We start from the raw sequence: 19,714 nt of genomic DNA on the forward strand, positions 1-19,714 counted from the left end.
GGAGAGAGCAAGGATCACGTGGCGAGTGAGAACGAGCGGTCTGTCGACGAACTGTTCGCGGAACTGCCCGAGAAATGGCAGCGGTCGCTGGAAGAGGTGGGGATGGGGCTGCCGGAGCTGCGGCGGATCGCGGCCGGCCCGGACGGCATGCGGCGGGTACGCACCATCCTCGCCGAGTTCTCGGAGGCCGGCCCCGCTTCTCGGCCTCCACGGATGGTGTACGGCGGCGCAACGCCGGTGTGGCCGTGGGCCCGGCTGCTCCTGGTGGCCGTCGTGTCGGTCGCCGTTTGCCTGCTCTCCAGCCTGTTCGTCGGCAAGGCGGCGGCGTTCGTCGGGCTGCTGCTCGGACTTCCGGTCATCCGGGTGGCCTTCAAGACCCGTGACTCCCGAGGAGCCCCCGTGGCCCGGTACGTCACCGCGGCCGCCTATCTCGTGCTGGTCCTGGTCGGCTCGTACTTCGCCAACGCCTGGTACCTGCAGCTGCGCGGGGTGGAGCAGACGGTCACCATCGCCACGCCGACCCATCAGTGGACGCACGGCACCCGTGAGACGTACTGCCGGGTCCGACTGCGGGACGGGTCCGTCCACGAGGTGGTCGACAACAGGGAGAACTGCGCCGACCGGATCGGGCAGACGACGACAGCCGTCGTCGATCCGGCAGGCCACTACAAGCCCTCGCTCGGCACCAAGTCCGAGATGGGCGGACTCCTCGAGGGTTACGTCTGCCTGGGCGCCGCCGTGGTGCTCGTGCTGGCACCGGTGACGGTCGTGGCCGTCGGGCGGCGCAACCGGTACGGCCAGGCGATGGGGACGGCGGTATGACCGGCGAGACCGCCGCTACGGCCACGGCGCCCCCTTCCGACTACCGGCTCGCCGTTCCCGAGGGCTGGGAGCGGATCGTGCTCGATCCCGACCGGTGGGCCCACCGGATCGACAAGGTGGTCAAGCGCGGTCTGCGGCGTACGCAGGCCGGTCCGCAGCTTGAAGCAGCGCTCGCGGAGCGGATGCGGGAGCAGGCCGAGGCGGCGCACGCCAACGGCGGTGTCGAGATGTACGTCATGAACCAGGTCCTCGGCCAGGTTCCGGTCTCCGCCGGCCTGGTCGTCACCCTGCTCCGCCCGGCCCCCGGCACCGAGGCCGGCGACCTCGGGGACATCGCCCGCTCCCTTGCCCTGCGCGCGACCGCGGAGGCAGAGGACGTCACCTTCGTCGATCTCGCCCCGGGTCCCGCCGTACGCCACCGCTATGTGCGCCGCCCGGCCCCCGACGACTCCGACGGCAACAAGCTCGCGGTAACGCACCTGGACGTCTACCTCGCCGTGCCCAACAGTGACCAGCGGCTGCTGCTCTCCTTCTCCACGCCGATGGAACCGCTGGCGGAAGCCCTGGTCGGTCTCTTCGACGCCGTCGCCCGCACTCTGCAATGGATGGCCTGATGCCCGAGTTCGCAGCGTCCACGGTGCATATGAAGGTGCCGGAGGACGCCGTGTCCCTACCGGTGCGCGTGGCGGGGGCCGACCTGCATACGTGGGCCGCGGGGGCGGCCGCGCGGCTCGTCGGTACCGACACCCCCGACCCCAAGCTCCTCGACGCCCTCGCCGCCGAACTCCGCGAGGCCGCCGCCGACTCCCGCGAGCGCGGTCCGATCACGGCGCTGTCGTACGTCCCCGAGCCGCGCCTCGGTGAGCTCGCCCGGATCGAGTTGTCCGCGCTGGTCGCCGACGACACGTACCCGGCCGTGACCGTCGACCTTCTCCGGAGCTACCTCGCGGCCCCCACCGCCGACTCCTACCGGCTGCCCGAGGCGGAGCTGCGCACCCTGCCTGCCGGGCCCGCGGTGCGCGTCCGGCACGCGTACGTCCGGGACGTCGGCCGGGACGGGCTGGGGACGGTGCTGGAGACGTGCGCGTACGGCATAAGGGCCGACGAGACGTGGGGGCTGGTCCTGCTGACTTCCTGGCAGGCGCTGGCCCACACGGACACCCTGTGCGAGCTGACCGACGAGCTGGCCCGGACGGTCCGGGTCACCGCGTAGCCGGACGGCTCAGGCAGCCGCCAGGCGGCTGACGAGGGGCTCGCCCTCCAGAGACGTCAGGCGGCACCAGGAGCCGTCCGTGAAGGTGATCCTGAAGTCCCGGCCGCCGATGCTGAACGGCCGTCGTTCGACCGTGGCGACGGTGCTCAGGTCCGTCTCCCAGAGGACTTCCTCCCAGGGTTCCCGGGGGTCCTGGAGTCCGCCGAGGACCAGCAGGCGGCGGTCGGTGAGGACCAGGTGCGTGGTGTCCGTGTCGGGGCGGCGGGCCGGGTCGAGTTCCCAGGGGAGGGTACGGGCGATCGTGCCGGGGGCGGCCCACAGCACCGGGAAGTCCGTCTCCTCGTTCTCCGGGTCCTCGCTGCTGCCCAGCGAGCCGGAGCCGCTAGGGCCGCTGCCGGAGGGCACGTTGCCGCCGGAGACCACGGCCAGGGCGAGCACACCGAGGAGGAACGCGACGCCCAGCACGGCCCGCACCACGGGGGCGGTCCGCGACCTGAGCCGGTAGGCCGGGCCCGCCGGCCAGCCCGGCAACTCGGCCTGTATGTCGCACCGTTCGGTGTCGCGGAACCAGCGCCGGCCCCGGACCCGGTGCGCCGCGCCGGTCGCGAAGGACACCGGGGCGCGCGCCACGAGTAGCTCGCCCTCCGGGGGTTGCCAGGAGTGGCGCTGCGGCACGGTCACGGTCGGTCCTCCTCAGGGTGGTTCACGGCGACGGAATCCGTCGTCCGGCCGGTGATCCGTGATCCTAGTCAGGCCGGCGTCGGAAACCGGCCGCCGGCGTGAGCACTTCGTGCAGGCCTGATGAGCGCACGGTGACGCCGCCGGGTGCGGACCGGCCACGAGCACGGTGCGGGGGATTCACCGGCGCACACCTTCGGGTCCCTTGATGTGTCGCGAGTCCCAACCGCCTTACAGGTCGCCACCGTTGCAGACCGCAACGACGATTTCAGTGAGGTCAAGGAGTCCGGCCGCGCCTTGAGGGGCTTATGTGCGGCTGATACGGTGCGATCGCTTGACACCCACCCCGCGGCCGAGTATTTGGCCGGTTCGGGGTGATTCGTGTGGAGTGTCCGCTTTCGCTGTGCCGGTGCGCAGGGCGACGAGCGTTGACAGGTTTTCAGAGTTCTTGACAGACACTGTCTTGGCTGTAACGGGGAGCGGTTGCGTGAAGATCCAAGAGCGTACGGGGGCGGGCGCCGGTCGTTCCGCCGGTCCGGCTCAGCCTTCGGTCGGTGACCGCCTTCCCACCGCGCCGCGCGAGCGCAAGCCCGCTCTGGCCGCGCTCGCCGTGCTGCTGATCCTGCTGGGTGCCCTGGGGGCCACGACGCTCGTGCTGCAGGCAGGTAAGCGGATCGAGGTCATCAAGATCACGCAGGAGATTCCGGCCGGCTCCTCGGTGACCGGAAGCAACGTGACCTCCGTGATGGTCGCCGACGACTCCAGCATCCACTACGTCCGGTGGTCCCAGCTGGAGAGCCTGAAGAAGCTGAAGGCCGTCAGCACCATCCCGGCCGGCGCCGTCGCCGTCGGCGAGATGTTCGGCAGCGGCAGCAAGCTTCCCGCCGGAAAGTCCACCGTCGGCCTGGCCCTCAAGGAGGGGCAGTACCCGTCCGGCATCGAGATCGGCGACACCGTCGCCGCATACCGCGTCACGGGCTCCTCGTCCTCCGGCGGCTCGTCCTCCGGTGGTTCGTCCTCCTCCGCCGATGGTGACTCGCTGATCACGGGCAACGCCAAGGTCAGCGCCGTACCGAGCGACAAGAGCAGCTCGGACCTGGTCAGCAGCACCAACTACGCCATCACGCTCACCGTCGACAGCGACAAGGCGGCGGAGCTTGCCAACGCGGCGTCCAACGGAGAGGTCGCCCTCGTCCTCGTACCCGGCAACGGCAACTAGAAGGCGGCCCCACCCCATGGCGCTCATCGCAATCGCCGCCGACAAGGGTTCTCCCGGCGTCACCACCGCGGCCGTCGCGCTGGCCGCGGTCTGGCCGCGCCGGGTCCTGCTCGCCGAGGCCGACCCGGCCGGCGGCGACCTCGTCTACCGCAGTGCCGCCGCGCACGGCGGGCCGCTCAACCCCAACACCGGCATGCTGTCCATCGCCGCCACGGCGCGCCGAGGGCTGGTACCGGACCAACTCTGGGACCACGTACAGCCGTTGAGTGGCGGGCTCGAGGTGCTCGTCGGGCTCGGGATAGCCGAGCACGCCGCCGGGCTCGCCGGGCTGTGGCCCACCCTCGGGCACGCCTTCGCCGCCCTCGCCGACTCCCCGAACGCCCCGGCCGACGTCATCGCCGACTGCGGACGGATCAGCGGTGACACCCCGGCCGTGGAGATGTTCCCGCACGCCGCCCTGGTGTTGCTCGTCTCGCGGACCGAGCCCGAGGCGCTCGCCCGGGTCCGGGACCGGGCCGCCGCCCTCGCGCAGAAGCTGCACGGCGGTCCGCGCGGCGCCGCCACCCTCGCCACCCCGCTGATCGGGGTCGTCCTGGTCGCCGACCCGTCGGGCGCCGGCAAGCTGGTCAACCAGGTCAACGACATGCTCGTGCACGCCCAGACCGGCGCCCGCGTGGTCGGCACCATCGCCGACGACCCGGCCGGCGCCGACCAGCTGGCCGGCCGCAAGCGCGGGCGTCTCGACAAGTCCCTGCTCATCCGCTCGGCCCGCAAGGTCACCGCCGACCTCCACCAGCAGTACGGTGCCGCCTGGACCGTACCGACGTCCGTACCGCCGCAGGCGCCCCACGCGGGGGCCGGCCGATGACCGCTGTCGACCACCAGTTGGTCAAGCGGTTCCGGCAGGACGCCGGCGACCGAATCGCCGAGCAGCGCCGCAAGGACCAGGCGTCCGGCGTGACGCCCATGTCCACCGAGGACGAACGGCAGTACGCCCGCGCGGTCATAGCCCAGATCCTGGAGGAGTACGCCCGCGCGGAGATCAACGCAGGACGCACCCCGCTGGACGCGGAGACCGAGGAGCAGTACGCGGCCGCCGTGCACGCGGCGCTGTTCGGCGTGGGGCGGCTGCAGCCGCTGCTCGACGACCCGGACGTCGAGAATATCGACATCAACGGGTGCGACCAGGTCTTCGTCGGGTTCAGCGACGGGCGCGAGGTCGTCGGGGACCCCGTCGCGGAGACCGACGAGGAGCTCATCGAGCTCATCCAGGTGCTCGGCGCCTACTCCGGTCTGTCCTCGCGGCCCTTCGACTCCGCCAACCCGCAGCTCGACCTGCGCCTTCCCGACGGGTCCCGGCTCTCCGCCGTCATGGACGTCACCCGGCGGCCCGCGCTCTCCATCCGCCGCGCCCGCATGGGCAAGGTCTTCATCTCCGACCTGGTGGGGAACGGGACGCTCACGCCCGAGGTGGCGCACTTCATGGCCTGCGCCGTCCGCGCCCGCAAGAACATCATGATCGCGGGGGCGACCAACGCCGGCAAGACGACGCTGCTGCGCGCCCTCGCCAACGAGATCCCGCCGCACGAACGGCTCATCACCGTCGAGCGGGCGCTGGAGCTCGGCCTCGACACCTTCCACGACCTGCACCCGAATGTGGTCGCGTTCGAGGAGCGGCTGCCCAACTCGGAGGGCCAGGGCGCCATTTCCATGGCCGAGCTGGTGCGCCGGTCCCTGCGCATGAACCCGTCCCGGGTCATCGTCGGCGAGGTCCTCGGCGACGAGATCGTCACCATGCTCAACGCGATGTCGCAGGGCAACGACGGGTCGCTCTCCACGATCCACGCGAACAGCTCCAGCGAGGTCTTCAACCGCATCTCCACCTACGCGCTCCAGGCCTCCGAGCGGCTGCCCATCGAGGCCAGCCAGATGCTGATCGCGGGCGCGGTGAACTTCGTCGTCTTCATCCAGCGGCGCAACGACTACCAGACCGGCGGTCGCCTCCAGCGCATGGTCACCTCCGTCCGCGAGGTCAACGGCGTGGACGGCAGGGTGCTGTCCAGCGAGGTGTTCGCGGAGGCCCCGGACGGCCGGATCGTCCCGCACGCGCCCATAGCCTGCCTGGAGGACCTGATGGCCTACGGCTACCAGCCACACGGGGCGTGGGGGTGACGTGACATGAACCTCAACCCCTTCGCCTCCCTGGGCTCCATGGGCGGGCTCTTCTCCACCACGGTCCTCTACGGCCTCGGCTGCGGTGTCGCCGTCGGCGGCGGACTGGCGCTGCTGATCCTCGCGGTCCGCGGCCTGCCCGCCAAGCCCGACCACGAGAAGCAGAAGGCGAACGAACGGGCCGCCGAACTCATCCGGTTCGCCGGCCAGCGCGGTTCGCTGGCCGCCATCATCGGCCTCGTCGTCCTGCTGCTGACCCGCTGGGCGGTGGCCGGCATCGCGGCCGGCGTCCTCGTCTTCTTCTGGGACAAGCTGTTCGGCGGCGCCGCCGAGGAGCGGGCCGCGATGAAGCGCGTGGAGGCCCTCGCCTCCTGGACCGAGTCGCTGCGCGACACGATCGCCGGCGCGGTCGGCCTGGAGCAGGCCATCCCGGCCTCCGGCCGGGCCGCCGCACCGATCCTGCGGCCGCACCTCGACGCCCTCGTCGACCGGCTGCGCGCCCGCACCCCGCTGCCCGACGCACTCCAGCACCTCGCCGACGAGATCGACGACGCCTCCGCCGACATCATCGTGGCGGCTCTCATCCTCAACGCCCGCCTCCGCGGCCCCGGTCTGCGCCAGGTGCTCGGCGCGCTCGCCAAGTCGGCACGCGAGGAGGTCGACATGCGCCAGCGCGTGATGGCCCAGCGGGCCTCCACCCGGCGCTCGGTGCAGATCGTCGTCGCCGTGTCGGTCGCGTTCGTCCTCGGCCTCGCCGTCTTCAACCGGGACTTCGTCGCGCCGTACGGCACCGCCGTCGGCCAGCTGGTCCTCGCCCTGGTCTGCGGGCTGTTCGCGCTCGGCTTCTGGTGGCTGCGCAAGCTGTCCACCATCGAGACCCCGGAGCGGTTCCTGGTCCGCGACCAGTCGTCCGTGCAGTTCGTACGGCCGCCCCGCGCCGCTCCCGGCCAGGCCGGCCAGCCCGGCCAGCAACAGCTCCCCACCGAGGAAGGAGCCCGCCGGTGAACCTCACGATGCCGATCGTCGTCGGCGTGACCCTGGGGCTCGGCGTCTACGTCCTGATCCGCGCCCTGATGCCGTCCAGGCGCAGCGCGGTGGCCCAGGTCGCCCGGATCGACGCGATGCGGGCGCGCGGCGCGGCCTACGAGTCGGCGCGGCAGACGCGGGACACCGGCAAACTCGGCACGCTGCGCGCCGAGGTCGGCGAGCGCGTCGCCGACTTCTACCGGCAGCAGGGCTGGGAACAGCGCTCGCTCCGCGCCGACCTCGCCGTACTGGACCGCAGCTGGGAGAAGTTCCTGGCGACCAAGGTGCTGCTCGCGGCGGCCGGCCTGATCTTCGGGCCGTTCCTGTTCGCCGTCGTCTACACGATGGGCTTCGGCCACAACCCGGTCATCCCGGTCTGGCTGGCCCTGGCCTGCGCCGCCCTGTTCTTCTTCCTGCCCGACCTGGAGGTACGACGGGACGCGGCCGAGAAGCGCCGGGATCTGCGGCGCGTGATCGGGGCGTACCTCGACCTGGTGTCGATGAGCCTCGCCGGCGGCCGCGGCCTGCCCGAGGCCCTGATGGCGGCCGCCGAGGTCTCCGACGGCTGGGCCAACCAGCGCATCCGCAACGCCCTCGCCGACGCCCGCATCACCGGTGTCAGCCAGTGGCAGGCGCTGGGCGCGCTCGGCGAGGAGCTCGGCGTGGAGGAGCTCAAGGACCTCTCCGCCTCCCTCGCCCTGGTCGCGGACGACGGTGCCAAGGTCCGCGAGTCCCTCGCCTCCCGTGCCGAGACCATGCGCCACCGCGAACTCGCCGAGATCGAGGGCAGCGCGGGCGAGAAGTCCCAGTCGATGCTCGTCGCCCAGCTGCTGCTGTGCGCCGGCTTCCTGGTTTTCCTGATCTTCCCGGCGGCGATGCGGGTGTTCCAGGTGTGAGCCGGCCCGAGCTGACCCGAGCTTCGTAGAGAACCTTCGCCAACTGCTGTTTCGAGAGGACAAGTCATCATGAACACACGGAACTTCAGCACCGGGATCCCGGCGATGGACTTCCTGGTCACCTTCCTGCAGGCCCGCGTGGAGCGCGCCCGCTCCGGCGAACTCGACCGCGGTGCCTCCGCCGTCGAGTGGGTCATCATCTCGGCGGTCGTCGTGGCGATCGTCGGCGTGGTGGCGGCCATCATCAACGCCGCGCTGAGCGACGGCGCCAACAAGGTCGGCAACTGCATCAAGGGCGCCAACGCCAGCGGAACCTGCTGAGCGGCCGAGCGCGACCACTACGGGGATGACAAGGTGACGGGGGAGACGGGGATGTCTGCGGGCGTGAGCGGAGGCCTGCGCGGCTGGGTACGCCGCCGGGCGGCGGCCGCGCGCGGCGACTCGGCCGACTCGGGCATGACGGCCATCGAGTTCGTGTTCCTCACCCCCGTCCTCTTCTTCATGATCTTCGCGACGGTGCAGTTCGCGCTGTACTTCTTCGCCGACCACGTGGCCCAGGCGGCGGCCCAGGCCGGCGCCCGCAAGGCCCGCGCCACCGCCGACGCGGAGCCCGGCGCCTGGCGCGGCGAGGCCCAGGACGTGGTCGACTCTTACATCAGGCAACTCGGGCCGCAGCTGGTCCTGTCGCCCGACGTGCGGTGCTCCAGCCGGAGCAGACCACGGTCGGCGTCGAGATCACGGCCCGCATCCCGACGGTGTTCCCGGGCCTGGACCTGACGGTGCACGCACGGTCCGCGGGACCGGTGGAGCGGTTCGTGGAGGACAGGAACTAGATGTCCTCCGTGCAGAGGTCCGTGCAGAGGTCCGTGCAGAGGTCCGTGCAGAGAAGACTTCCGGCCGACGACCAGGGGCTGTCGACCGTCGAGGTCGTCATCCTCGCCCCGGTCATGATCATGTTCATCCTGGTCCTGGTCGCCTTCGGCCAGCTCGTCGACGGGCGGGGGGCCATCGACGGCGCCGCGCGGGACGCGGCCCGCGCCGGGTCCATCCAGAAGGACCACGTCACGGCCATGTCGGAGGCCCGGAAGGCCGCCGAGGCGGACCTGTCCGACGTCTGCTCGGGGCCGGTCTCCGTCGTCCAGACCAGCGCGGGGTTCGAGTCCGGCGGCATCTTCACGGTCGAGGTGAGCTGCCGGGTGAGGGGCCTCGCCATGCTGGGCCTGGACATCCCGACGACCCTGTCCTCGACGTTCTCCTCGCCCCTCGACCCGTTCCGGAGGGCGGCATGAGCCTCGCGGTGCTGCGCAGTTGGTGGACCGCGCGCCGGCTCCGTCTCGACGACCGGGGCTCGGGCGCCGGCGCGGTCATCATCTTCGCCCTGGTCTTCCTCGCCCTGTCCGCGTTCGTCATCGACGGCGGCCTGTCCATCTCCAAGCGCGAACGGGCCGCGGACATCGCCGAACAGGCGGCCCGTTACGCGGCCCAGGACATCGACCTGGACGCGCTGTACGAGAACCAGGGCGAGGCGCCGATCAACTTCCAGGACTGCGACGCCCGGGTGCAGACCTTCGCCCGCGAGATGGACATGTCCGCCGCCGACGTCGCGGGCACCCACTGCACCGCCGCCGACGCCCAACAGGTCCAGGTCGAGGTCCAGTTGACGTACGAACCGGTCTTCACGGGCATGTTCTACGGCGGCGCGATCGTGGTGCACGGCGAGGCCACGGCGGAGAACGAGGTCGGCTAGGCGCCGGGCGCTCCGCCGGCAGGGCCGCGGTGCGCCGTCGTTCGTCCGTCCGCGGCGCCGTCCGGGCTGGTCGCGCCCGCGGGGCTGTAGTCGCACGTGCAATGCAGCCGCGCGCCCCTTCAGGGCGTTTGCTCAGGCCTCGGGGCAGCGGCGGTGCGGTTGCCGTGGCCATGGGTACGACCGTGGCCGTGGCCGTGGCCGTGGCCGTGGCCGTGGCCGTCGTGACCGTGCCGGGGTGGGCAGTCGTCGTCGGGCGGAGTGACCGGATCCGGGTCGGCCGGTGCCGGGTCGGGGTCCGTGACGGGCGGGGGGTCCACGGGAGCCGGGTCCGCCGGGGGTGTGGGATCCGCCGGGGGAGTCGGAGCGGGAGCGGTGGGCGGTGCCGGGGGAGTGGGTGCCGGGGCCGTGGGAGGGGAGGGCGGCGTCGGCACCGGCGGTGCGGGCGGAGTGCCGCTCCCGTTGCCGTTGCCGTTGCCGTTGCCGTTGCCGTTGCCGTTGCCGTTGCCGTTGCCGTCGCCGTCGCCGTCGCCCGGTGGGGTCTGCCCGCCGGGATCCGCCGTCGAGCCGCCGTTGCCGCTGTCACCGCCGGACGGCGGCTGCGTGGTGGGCCCGGACCCGGACGCGACCGCGCCGTCCGCGCCGTCGTCCGTGACCTGCGGCCGTACCGCCTCCCCGCCGCCCTGCCCCGGTGTCACCGTCGGCCGGGTGGCGGGCGGGTCCGTCGGGGCCGCCGGCTGCCCGGCCACCGGTACCTGCGCCACCGGCGCGTCGGCGACCGGTGTCCGGGCCGGGACGGAGGCGGATCGGCCGGGGCCGAGTACCAGCACCAGCGCGGCCGCGGCGGCCGCCATCGCGCCCGCCGCCGCGACCATCACCGGCGCCTTCGTGCCGGCGACACCGGTGGCCTGCCGTACGCCGTGCAGCAGCCCGCTGCCGCCCGCGCCCCCGCCCGTGGCGTGGCCGCCCGCCGCGGCTCCGGCCGTGGTCAGGGACAGCAGGAACCTGCCGGCCGTGCCGCCCACCGCGAACACCAGCAGGGCCGGGCCGGCCAGGGCGGGGAGCCGGTCGTTGGCGCTGATCAGGGCGGCGAGCCGGGTCCGGCAGTCCTCGCAGGTGTCCACGTGGCCGAGCAGCCGGTCGGACTGACGCTCCGTCGCGGCGCCCCGCACGTACGCGGGCATCCGGCTCCAGTGGACCTGGCAGGCGGGGTCGTCCGGAGCCCCGGTCTGGGTGCGCAGGAAGGCCTGCCGCATCCCCTCCCGGGCGCGGTGCAGCAGGACGGCGGTAGCTCCCTCCTTGGTGCCCAGCTGCGGCCCGATCTGGGCCAGCGGCTGGCCTTCCGCCTCGGCCAGCCAGAGGGCCTTGACCCAGCGTTCGGGCAACTGGGCCAGGACGCGGACCAGCAGGTCGACGGAGGAGACGTGCTCGGCGGGGTCCTCGCCGTGCCGGCCGGACTCGGCCTGTTCCTCCGCGTGCGGGTCGCGGGGCGTCTCGCGTACGGCACCGTTGGTGGCGTACGCGAGGTGCCGGACGGTCGTCGTCAGGTACGCCGACACGTTGTCGATCTCGTGGCCCTCGGCCAGCCGTCGCCAGACCCGGAAGTGCGCCTCGGCGACGAGGTCTTCGGCGAGCCAGGCGTTGCGGGTGAGGGAGCGGGCGTACGCGACGAGCCGCGGCTGCTGTTCCTCGTAGATCCGGGCATAGGCGGCGGTGCTGATCACTGCAGAGGAACCGTCGTGCATGGCGGAACGCTCCAGTTGCCGGCTCAGGGGCGGGAGAAGGTTTGTCAGCCTAGATGACGAAACTTTCAAGCAAAGTTTCCAGAGCGCCGACAAGTGACGCATGTCACTCAACTTCCTTGCGTTTCCGGCGTAATCAACCCGCGGCCGGGGGCTCTCACTTGTACGACGGCCCACCACGCACCCCCGGAGACGATCGTGCCCATCACGCTCGAGCAGCCCACCGGCGCCCGCCTGCTCACCGCCGACGCGCAGGAGGTGTCGGTGCCCGCGACGCTCCGCTACACCTCGGCCGACCCGCAGGCCGTGCACTTCGTCTTCCCGCCGTGGATCTCCCTGGACGGCGAGGAGGTCACCTGGACCTTCGCGCGGGCCCTGCTGGAGGAGGGCCTGGAGGGCCCGGCCGTGCTCGGCAACGTGCACGTACGCCCGTACGGCGACTCCCGCACGGTCGTCGAACTCCGCGCGGCGGAGGGCGTGGCGGCGGTCAGCTTCCCGACCTCCGCCCTCACCCGCTTCCTGCTGTCCTCGCTGCGGGTCGGCGGCTGACGGACTGTGCGGGATGTGTGGAGGCGGTGTGTGCGGGGCGGGTGGCGGTAACTCCGGCCAATGGGGAACGGGTTGCCGAAAGCGGAGAAGTCGGGCGGTGGTTGGTCGCTCCACCCCTTCGACGCTGTCGGTGCCAGTCAATAGGATCGTCAAGGGGACCTCGGCAGGCTCGATGTGCCCCCGACCCACTCCTTCCACACGACCACGGGGCACTCGTCATGGCGCGACGCAGCACATCAAGCTCGACGGGAAGGCCGACGGGCACCGGTCCGTCGGGTCCGCGGAACCGGACCCCGCAGCCGGTGCGGCTGCGTCGGCGTACTTTCGGGGACGTCGTCAAGGCGTTCCTCGCCTTCGTGGTGCTGCTCGTCCTCGTCGTCGGCGTCCCCGGCGCCCTCGCCGTGACGGTCGGCTGGCCCCTGCCGCGCAGTGCGCCCAGCATGGACTGGCTGTCGCAGCCGATCGACGTCCAGACGTTCCTGAACGCGCTGACGGTCGTCGTCTGGCTGGCCTGGGCCCAGTTCACGGCCTGCGTGCTGGTCGAGGTCAAGGCCGCCGTCTCCGGTGTCGGCCTGCCCGGCCGGGTCCCCGGCGCCGGCCCCAGCCAGCTGCTCGCCCGGCAGCTCGTCGCCGCGCTGCTGCTGGTCGGCGCGACCGCCGCCAGCTTCACCCCGGGCCTCTCGCAGCTCGGCCACAGCCTGGAGGGCAACCAGAAGGGCACGGTGGCCACCGCCCAGGCGACCCCCGGCATCCTCGCCCAGCAGCAGGAGCAGGCGAAGAGCACCGCCGCCGCCCTGGCCGAGCAGGCCGGCCACGCCTCGGCCCAGGCGGAACAGGGCGCCACCGCCACGCACGGTGCCACGAAGTACTACCGCATCCAGCCGCCCGAGGGCCGCCACCACGACTCCCTGTGGGAGATAGCGCAACGCCACCTCGGCGACGGCCGCCGGTACAAGGAGATCTACGAGCTCAACAAGGACCGCGTCCAGCCCGACGGCTCCCGGCTCTCCGAGGCCAGCCTCATCCGCCCCGGCTGGATCATGGAGATGCCCGGCGACGCGCACGGCGGCGAACTCGTCGCGAACCCCGACGCGCACGTCTCGCCGGAGGTCCGGCAGCAGATCGGCGACTACGCGCAGACCGGCGACAACGCCCAGCACCAGCACCAGGAGCACCAGGAGCAGGGCGGCGGGCAGCACGCGGGCGAGGACGGCGCCACCGCTCAGATCACCGTGCCGAGCCAACGCCAGGCCGGCGACGGCACCGGCACCCCCTCCGCACACGGGACCCCGGCGCACGAGACCTCGGCGCACGGGACCTCCGGGCACTCCTCCTTCGGTCTGCCCGAGGCCCTTCTCGGTGCCCCTCTCCTCGCCGCCGGCCTGCTCGCCGCCCTCGGCCGCCGGCGCCGGCAGGCCCTGTGGCAGTCGGCGCTCGGTGCCGTCGGCGGCCGCCGCGGCATGGAGCCGCCGATCCCGGCCGGCGACGCCCAGGACGTGCAGGACGCGCTGCTGGTCGGCGCCGACCCGGAGGGCGTACGACTGCTCGACCGGTCGCTGCGCGCCCTCGCCGCCGCCCTCACCGCCGAGTCCCGTTCCCTGCCCGTCGTCTACGCGGCCTGGCTCAGCCACGGCGACCTGCACCTGCAACTCGCCCAGCCGGCGGGCAAACCCCCGGCGCCCTGGCAGCTCGGCCAGGACCAGACGTTCTGGACGCTGTCCCGCGCGGACGCCGAGCGCTACGAGGACACCGACGCGGCCGCCCCGTACCCGGGTCTGGTCAGCCTCGGCACCATGGACGACTCGCGGCTGCTGCTCAACCTGGAGTCCGTGCCCGGCATCGTCTCGCTGAGCGGCCGCGAGGCCGACCGGGCCGCCGTGTTCGCCTCCGTCGCCGCCGAACTCGCCACCAACGGCTGGGCGGACCGGATGACCATCACCCTGGTCGGCTTCGGCGCGGACCTCACCCCGCTCGCCCCCAGCCGGCTGCGCCATCTCGACGACGTGGAGGCGCTGTTCGAGACGATGGAGGCGGAGACCCGGCAGCGGCGCGGCGCGCTCGGCGCCGCCGACCACCACTCGGTCCTCACCGGCCGGACCGGGCCCGCCCAGCACACCCGCTGGGCGCCGAACCTCGTCCTGCTCGCCACCCAGCCGTCCGCCGAGGACGCCGTGCGCCTCGCCGAACTCGCCGCCGACGCCGCCCGGCTCGGCATCGGCTACCTGGTCGGCAGCGAGAGCGACGACCTGCCCGGCGCCGCCTGGGCGATGGAGATCACCCCGGACGGCAGGCTCCTCGCCCCGCTCCTCGGCCTCGAACTCCAGGCCCAGCTGCTGCCCGCGGTCCAGCAGCGCGCGGTCGTCGAGCTCTTCGTGGAGTCCGATCCCGAGCGCGACCCCGACGGGCCCACCACCACCCCGCCGTTCCTCGTCGACATCAGCGAACAGGGCCGCCCCGCGGTGTACGCGCGGCTCGTCGGCCCGTACGAGATCATCGGCCTGGACACCCCCGACGGGGACCGCAGCCCCCTCCTCCACGAGGCCCTCGCCCTCCTCCTCCTGCACCGCGAGGGCGTGCACCCGCGGGTGCTGTCGTCCGCGCTGTGGCCGCGGGGCGTCACGGAGGACGTCCGCGACGCCCTCCTGGAGCGGCTGCGCGGCTGGCTCGGCACCGACCCCGACGGCAGCCCCCGGCTGCGCGCGGACGCGGCAGGCCGCCTCACGCTCGCCAAGTCGGTCGTCTCCGACCTGGACGTGCTGCGCTCCCTCTACTACGAGGCCACCCAGGGCAAGGGTGTCGAGAGCCGCGCGGTCCGCGGCCGCCTCCTCACCGACGCGCTCGTCCTGGTGCGCGGCCCGCTGCTCGCCGACCGCGCGGAGGGCCGCTACCGCTGGCTCACCCACGAGATCATCGACGCCCAGCTCCCGCTCCTCGTCGCCGACATCGGCCTCGCGCTGTCCGCGTTCCACCTGGAGAAGGACCGCGCGGAGAAGGCGATCGAGGCACTCGGCGCGGCCCTGCGGACCGCGCCGGAGGACGAGCGCCTCTGGAACGAGCTGCTGCGCGCCACGCACGCCACCGGCGACCCGGACCGGCTGCGCGCCCTCGCCGCCGACCTGATCGCCCGCAGCGGCGCACGCGGCCTGCCCCCGCGCACCGAGGCCCTCCTCGACGAACTCCTGCCGACCTGGCGCGACGGCGCCGCCGCCACCGGATGACGACCGCCCTGGACGTCGCCCTCCCGGCCGTCGCCGCCCTCTGGGGCGCGACGGCCGGCGCCCTGCTGCCCCGCGCCGCCTACCGCTTCTCGGCGCCGGCGGGGGAGGAGTGGCGCAAGCAGTGCCCGGCGGCTCACCCCGTCAGAGGCTGGCTGGGCACCGCACCCTGCACCGTCTGCACTACCGACGCCCCGGCCCAAGCACCCACCGCCGGCGACGAACCCGCGGTCGCCGACGGCGAGGACGCCCCACCGGAGCCATCCGCACCCGACAACGAGACTGTCACGGGTGGTGCGGGCTGGAACACCAAAACCGCAACCACCCACCCACCCGCACCCGCAGCCCTCGCCCTCGCCACCGCCCTCGTCTGCGCAGCCCTCGCCCTGGCCACCGGCACCCGCCCCGAGCTCGCCGTCTGGCTGCTCCTGGCCCCCGTCGGCGTACTGCTCGCGGTGGTCGACTTCCGGGTGCAGCGCCTCCCCGACCCCCTCACGCTCCCCCTCGCGGCCGCCGCCCTCGCCCTCCTCGGGGCGGCCGCCCTGCTCCCCGAGCACGCCGGCGACTGGTCCACCTCCGTCTGCGCGGCCCTCGCCCTCGGCGGCGGCTACTTCGTCCTCTTCCTCATCAACCCGGGCGGCATGGGCTTCGGCGACGTGAAGCTGGCCCTCGGCGCGGGCGCCGTCCTCGGCTGGTACGGCTGGCCCACGGTGCTGCTCGGCACGTTCGCCGGTTTCCTGCTGGGCGCGCTGTACGGCGGTGCGCTCGTCGTCGTACGGCGGGCGGGGCGCAGGACGGCGATCGCGTTCGGGCCGTTCCTGATCGCGGGCGCGTTCGCGGGGCTGCTGGTGGGGGCGTACACGGCCTGAGGCCGGGCCGTCCGAAAGGCGGACGCGGGGCTGGCGTAGGCTGGTTCGGTCCGTCCACAAGCCATTACGAAAGGGACGCGCCCGGTGACCGAGAAGGCCGACCTTCAGTCCGTCCTCGACCGTGCCGCTGCCGGTGGGCGGATCACCCCGGAAGAGGCGCTCGACCTCTACCGCGACGCCCCCCTGCACGCGCTGGGCGCCGCCGCCGACGCCGTACGCCGCCGCCGCTACGCGGGCACCGAGCACATCGCGACGTACATCATCGAGCGGAACATCAACTACACGAACGTGTGCGTCACGGCGTGCAAGTTCTGCGCCTTCTACGCGGCCCCCAAGGACACCGCCAAGGGCTGGACCCGCGACCTCGACGACATCCTGCGCCGCTGCGCGGAGACGGTCGAGCTGGGCGGCACCCAGATCATGTTCCAGGGCGGCCACCACCCGGACTACGGCGTCGAGTACTACGAGAAGCACTTCAAGGCGATCAAGGACGCGTTCCCGCAGCTGGTGATCCACTCCCTGGGCGCCTCCGAGGTCGAGCACATGGCGCGGATCTCCGGCGTCTCCGTCGAGGAGGCCATCACCCGCATCCACGAGGCCGGCCTGGACTCCTTCGCCGGCGCGGGCGCGGAGCTCCTCCCCGAGCGCCCCCGCAAGGCCATCGCGCCCCTCAAGGAGAGCGGCGAGCGCTGGCTGGAGATCATGGAGACGGCGCACGGGCTGGGCGTCGAGTCCACGTCGACCATGCTCATGGGCACCGGCGAGACCAACGCCGAGCGCATCGAGCACCTGCGCATGATCCGCGACGTCCAGGACCGCACGGGCGGCTTCCGCGCCTTCATCCCGTACACCTACCAGCCCGAGAACAACCACCTGAAGGGCCGCACGCAGGCCACGCTCTTCGAGTACCTGCGGATGATCGCGATCGCGCGCCTGTTCATGGACAACGTCGCCCACATCCAGGGCTCCTGGCTGACGACCGGCAAGGAGGTCGGCCAGCTCTCGCTGCACTACGGCGCGGACGACCTCGGCTCGATCATGCTGGAGGAGAACGTCGTCTCCTCCGCGGGCGCCAAGCACCGCTCCAACCGCCTGGAGATCATCGACCTGATCCGCAAGGCGGGCCGCGTCCCCGCGCAGCGCGCCACGACGTACGAGCACCTCGTGGTCCACGACGACCCGGCGAACGACCCGGTCGACGAGCGGGTGATGTCCCACATCTCCTCGACGGCGATCGAGGGCGGCACCGCCCACCCCGAGTTGAAGCTGCTGGCCTCCAACTGACGTACGGGTGGAGACGATTCACACGGCGAACCGGGTCTTCGTCACCTGGGACGCCGAGCCGGTCGAGAGCGGTGCGGTGGCCGTCGTACAGGACCGGATCGCCGCCGTGGGGCCGTACGAGGAACTGCGCGAGCGCTTCCCGCGGGCGCGGGTCCGCACCTGGCCCGGCGCGCTGGGCCCCGCCCGCCTCCACGACGGGCCCCTCCCGGCCGCGCCCAGCCCGCGCGAGCGGGTGCACGCCGTGCTGAAGCGGGGGGCGGCGGCGGTCCTGGAGCGGTACGTCGACTCGCCCGAACTGAGGGCGGCGGCGGACCGCAACGACGTGGTGGTCCTCCTGGGCACGCCCTCGGAGTCGGCGCTCGTGCGGTCCGCCAGGGCCGACCTGGCGGTGTTCGACGAGGCGGGGGAGTGCATCGCGACGGTGTGTGCGGGGCGCCTTGTCCACAGGCGGCGCTAGTCCGACCTGCTTTCAGGGGCGTGGGGAACTGCGCGATCGACCCCCACCGGCCGTCAGACGACACTCAACCGGCAAACGCCTCCGCGAACGCCCCCGAACTCTGAGTCACCCCGCTGCAATCGGTCGCCGCGTCATCCTGTGAAGCAGCCCCGCTCGCACACCGCACATCCCGGAACGTCGACCACATCGACACCCACGCGACCCCCTCCTCGTCCGCGAACGCCCGCACGTCCTTCGCGTCGGACAGCGTGAACGTCTCCCCGTCCACGTCGTTGACCCCGATCATCGAGGTCAGCGCCATCCCGCCCCACGCCCCCGCGTCGGACAGCCCGAACACCTTCTTCAGCTGCGTGTGCGCGGCCTTCGCCGAGGTGACCGCGTAGTCGCCCATGTCCCCGTCGTACGACTCGCCGTAGTTCATGGTCATGATGTCGACCGTCGAGACCTGCACGTCGTACTTGTTCGCGGACGCCAGCAGCGCGAGGCTGTCGGAGTCGAGCCCCGACGGCATCACCGGCAGCGTGAAGGAGACCTCCAGGTCCGGCCGTTCCTTCTGGAGCAGCGCGATCGCCTCCGACCGCAGGGCGACCGAGTCCGAGTCGGTCAGCGTGTCTCCCTCGATGTCGAAGTCGGCCTGGGAGGAGCCGGCGGCGTCCAGCGCGGCGCCATAGGCGGCGGCGAGCTTCGACGCGCTGGAGCACGTCGTCGCCAGCTCCTTGCCCGAGGCCCCGCCGAAGGAGACCCGGACCGTCGCGCCGTCCTCCTTCAGCTCGGAGATCCGCGACTTCACGGTCGAACTGCCGACGGCGGCCGTCCCGTTCCACGCGGGCGTACAGCTGCTGCCGTCGGCGATCACGAAGGCCAGGTTGTACGTCGAGGGCGACCCCGCGTCGTCCGTGGCGGCGGCCTCCGTCGCGCTGACGTACGGCGCGTAGGACGTGCCGGACCCGTCCGAGCCGTCCGACCCGTCCGCCTCGCTCGCCGAGGCCGACGCCTTCTTCGACGGCGCGGGCGCCGCGTCCGACGTGCCGTCGGAGCCCGAGGAGCACCCCGTGACTGCCATGGCAAACAGGCAAGTAAGCCCAGCAGTCGGCCTGAGGAAACTCCGCATGAAGATGCACCCGCTCTCGTGATGTGTGTCTCAGGCTCGAAACAAAGCCTGATTCAAAAGGAAAACGTCTCACACGGTCATGGTGTTCAACGGTTCGCTCGATACATAGAAACCTCATGGAGTGAAGCGCGTGAATGGGGCGAAAGGCGCATCACAAAAGGGGTGTTCAGGTGGTTTCCCCTACCCGGTGGCCACCGCAGCTGTTCACAGAATCTCTCAGTGAAAAGACAGGTAAAGGGGTTTCTCATGGTCGCCTCACAAGAACCCCGAAGGGGGTCACATAAAGACTCCCTAATATCCGTGGAATGCAATCCGAGCCTGCCATCGAAAGCCGCGCCGCGGTGCGCGGTCGCCGCCGCAAACAAGGCAACGGGTCTGCCGAGGGGCCTGTCTTCGTCGACTCCTCGGGGCGCCGCTCCAAGGTGCTGCGGCGCGTCGGCCTCCTCCTCGGCGTCGTCTGCCTCGCCTACACGGGAGTGCTCGGCGCCGCCTTCATGGGCTGGGGAACCTCGCTCACCCCGGACTCGCTGATCCCCGACTTCGCGCGCGCCGGCAACGCCCCCGGCGGCGAGCGCCCGCAGGGCGGCATCGGCCGTCAGGCCGGTCTGCCCAGCGGCCGCCCGTCGGCACTGCCCTCGGTCACCGCGACCCCGTCCGTTTCCGCATCCGCCACCGCATCCGCATCCGCGGACTGACCGGGAACGCAGGCCTCTCCCC

At 72.4% G+C, this 19,714-nt stretch carries 20 protein-coding genes and 1 pseudogene; 18 read left to right on the top strand and 3 right to left on the bottom strand.

Features of this window, described 5'->3' with window-relative positions; all coding sequences use genetic code 11:
• Positions 1–18: 18 nt before the first annotated feature.
• Genes JF597_RS40150 through JF597_RS40160 form a run of 3 tightly spaced genes read left to right on the top strand, consistent with a single transcriptional unit; the run spans position 19 to position 2,035 of the window.
• Positions 19–822: a hypothetical protein gene (locus tag JF597_RS40150; protein ID WP_294008475.1), complete on the top strand. Its 804-nt coding sequence runs from the start codon at positions 19–21 to the stop codon at positions 820–822.
• Complete coding sequence (locus JF597_RS40155) at positions 819–1,436, top strand: hypothetical protein (RefSeq protein WP_294008477.1); 618 nt, start codon at positions 819–821, stop codon at positions 1,434–1,436. The genes JF597_RS40150 and JF597_RS40155 overlap by 4 nt, the downstream gene beginning before the upstream one ends.
• Positions 1,436–2,035, top strand: a complete 600-nt coding sequence (locus JF597_RS40160) for a hypothetical protein (RefSeq protein WP_294008479.1) — start codon at positions 1,436–1,438, stop codon at positions 2,033–2,035. Before JF597_RS40155 ends, JF597_RS40160 begins: the two co-directional genes overlap by 1 nt.
• Before the next feature lie 9 nt (positions 2,036–2,044).
• Here JF597_RS40160 and JF597_RS40165 read toward each other — a convergent pair whose 3' ends face one another.
• Complete coding sequence (locus JF597_RS40165) at positions 2,045–2,716, bottom strand: hypothetical protein (protein WP_294008481.1); 672 nt, start codon at positions 2,714–2,716, stop codon at positions 2,045–2,047.
• 484 nt (positions 2,717–3,200) lie between these two features.
• Here JF597_RS40165 and JF597_RS40170 point away from each other — a divergent pair, with 484 nt between their 5' ends.
• The 9 genes and pseudogenes from JF597_RS40170 (at position 3,201) to JF597_RS40210 (ending at position 9,773) form a co-directional block, all read left to right on the top strand.
• Positions 3,201–3,932 carry a hypothetical protein gene (locus JF597_RS40170; RefSeq protein WP_294008483.1) on the top strand — a complete coding sequence of 244 codons (732 nt, stop codon included), beginning with the start codon at positions 3,201–3,203 and terminating at the stop codon, positions 3,930–3,932.
• 16 nt (positions 3,933–3,948) lie between these two features.
• Entirely contained in the window at positions 3,949–4,800 is an 852-nt protein-coding gene (locus JF597_RS40175; protein ID WP_294008485.1) for a hypothetical protein, read from the top strand.
• On the top strand, positions 4,797–6,104 hold the full coding sequence (locus JF597_RS40180; RefSeq protein ID WP_294008487.1) for an ATPase, T2SS/T4P/T4SS family: 1,308 nt from the start codon (positions 4,797–4,799) through the stop codon (positions 6,102–6,104). Before JF597_RS40175 ends, JF597_RS40180 begins: the two co-directional genes overlap by 4 nt.
• A gap of 6 nt (positions 6,105–6,110) precedes the next feature.
• The gene (locus JF597_RS40185) at positions 6,111–7,109 is read left to right on the top strand and encodes a type II secretion system F family protein (protein ID WP_294008489.1); all 999 of its coding nucleotides are present in this window, start codon (positions 6,111–6,113) and stop codon (positions 7,107–7,109) included.
• Positions 7,106–8,026, top strand: coding sequence for a type II secretion system F family protein (locus JF597_RS40190; RefSeq protein WP_294008491.1), 921 nt, complete (start codon positions 7,106–7,108; stop codon positions 8,024–8,026). Before JF597_RS40185 ends, JF597_RS40190 begins: the two co-directional genes overlap by 4 nt.
• Before the next feature lie 69 nt (positions 8,027–8,095).
• Positions 8,096–8,347: a hypothetical protein gene (locus JF597_RS40195; RefSeq protein ID WP_294008493.1), complete on the top strand. Its 252-nt coding sequence runs from the start codon at positions 8,096–8,098 to the stop codon at positions 8,345–8,347.
• Positions 8,348–8,482: 135 nt separating this feature from the next.
• A pseudogene (locus JF597_RS40200) lies at positions 8,483–8,859 on the top strand (TadE family protein).
• Positions 8,860–9,315, top strand: coding sequence for a TadE/TadG family type IV pilus assembly protein (locus JF597_RS40205; protein WP_294008495.1), 456 nt, complete (start codon positions 8,860–8,862; stop codon positions 9,313–9,315).
• Positions 9,312–9,773, top strand: coding sequence for a pilus assembly protein TadG-related protein (locus JF597_RS40210; protein ID WP_294008496.1), 462 nt, complete (start codon positions 9,312–9,314; stop codon positions 9,771–9,773). Before JF597_RS40205 ends, JF597_RS40210 begins: the two co-directional genes overlap by 4 nt.
• Positions 9,774–9,892: 119 nt before the next feature.
• On the opposite strand, the gene JF597_RS40215 is transcribed toward JF597_RS40210, so the two are convergent.
• Positions 9,893–11,515, bottom strand: coding sequence for a sigma-70 family RNA polymerase sigma factor (locus JF597_RS40215; protein ID WP_294008497.1), 1,623 nt, complete (start codon positions 11,513–11,515; stop codon positions 9,893–9,895).
• A 195-nt stretch (positions 11,516–11,710) separates the two neighbouring features.
• Between JF597_RS40215 and JF597_RS40220 the strand changes: the two genes are divergently transcribed.
• The 5 genes from JF597_RS40220 (at position 11,711) to JF597_RS40240 (ending at position 17,886) form a co-directional block, all read left to right on the top strand.
• Entirely contained in the window at positions 11,711–12,061 is a 351-nt protein-coding gene (locus tag JF597_RS40220; protein WP_294008498.1) for an SsgA family sporulation/cell division regulator, read from the top strand.
• Between the two features lie 218 nt (positions 12,062–12,279).
• On the top strand, positions 12,280–15,279 hold the full coding sequence (locus tag JF597_RS40225; RefSeq protein ID WP_294008499.1) for a BTAD domain-containing putative transcriptional regulator: 3,000 nt from the start codon (positions 12,280–12,282) through the stop codon (positions 15,277–15,279).
• Positions 15,276–16,145 (top strand): A24 family peptidase, encoded by an 870-nt coding sequence (locus tag JF597_RS40230; protein ID WP_294008500.1) that lies wholly within the window; start codon positions 15,276–15,278, stop codon positions 16,143–16,145. Before JF597_RS40225 ends, JF597_RS40230 begins: the two co-directional genes overlap by 4 nt.
• Before the next feature lie 84 nt (positions 16,146–16,229).
• A complete protein-coding gene (mqnC, locus tag JF597_RS40235; RefSeq protein WP_294008501.1) occupies positions 16,230–17,429 on the top strand; it encodes a cyclic dehypoxanthinyl futalosine synthase in 1,200 nt (399 codons plus the stop codon).
• A 7-nt stretch (positions 17,430–17,436) separates the two neighbouring features.
• A complete protein-coding gene (locus JF597_RS40240) occupies positions 17,437–17,886 on the top strand; it encodes a hypothetical protein (protein WP_294008502.1) in 450 nt (149 codons plus the stop codon).
• 64 nt (positions 17,887–17,950) lie between these two features.
• On the opposite strand, the gene JF597_RS40245 is transcribed toward JF597_RS40240, so the two are convergent.
• Positions 17,951–18,997, bottom strand: coding sequence for a chitinase (locus tag JF597_RS40245; protein ID WP_294008503.1), 1,047 nt, complete (start codon positions 18,995–18,997; stop codon positions 17,951–17,953).
• A 305-nt stretch (positions 18,998–19,302) separates the two neighbouring features.
• Here JF597_RS40245 and JF597_RS40250 point away from each other — a divergent pair, with 305 nt between their 5' ends.
• Positions 19,303–19,692: a hypothetical protein gene (locus JF597_RS40250; protein WP_294008504.1), complete on the top strand. Its 390-nt coding sequence runs from the start codon at positions 19,303–19,305 to the stop codon at positions 19,690–19,692.
• Positions 19,693–19,714: the final 22 nt, after the last annotated feature.

It is taken from the genome of Streptomyces sp. (assembly GCF_019510245.1).
GTDB lineage: Bacteria > Actinomycetota > Actinomycetes > Streptomycetales > Streptomycetaceae > Streptomyces.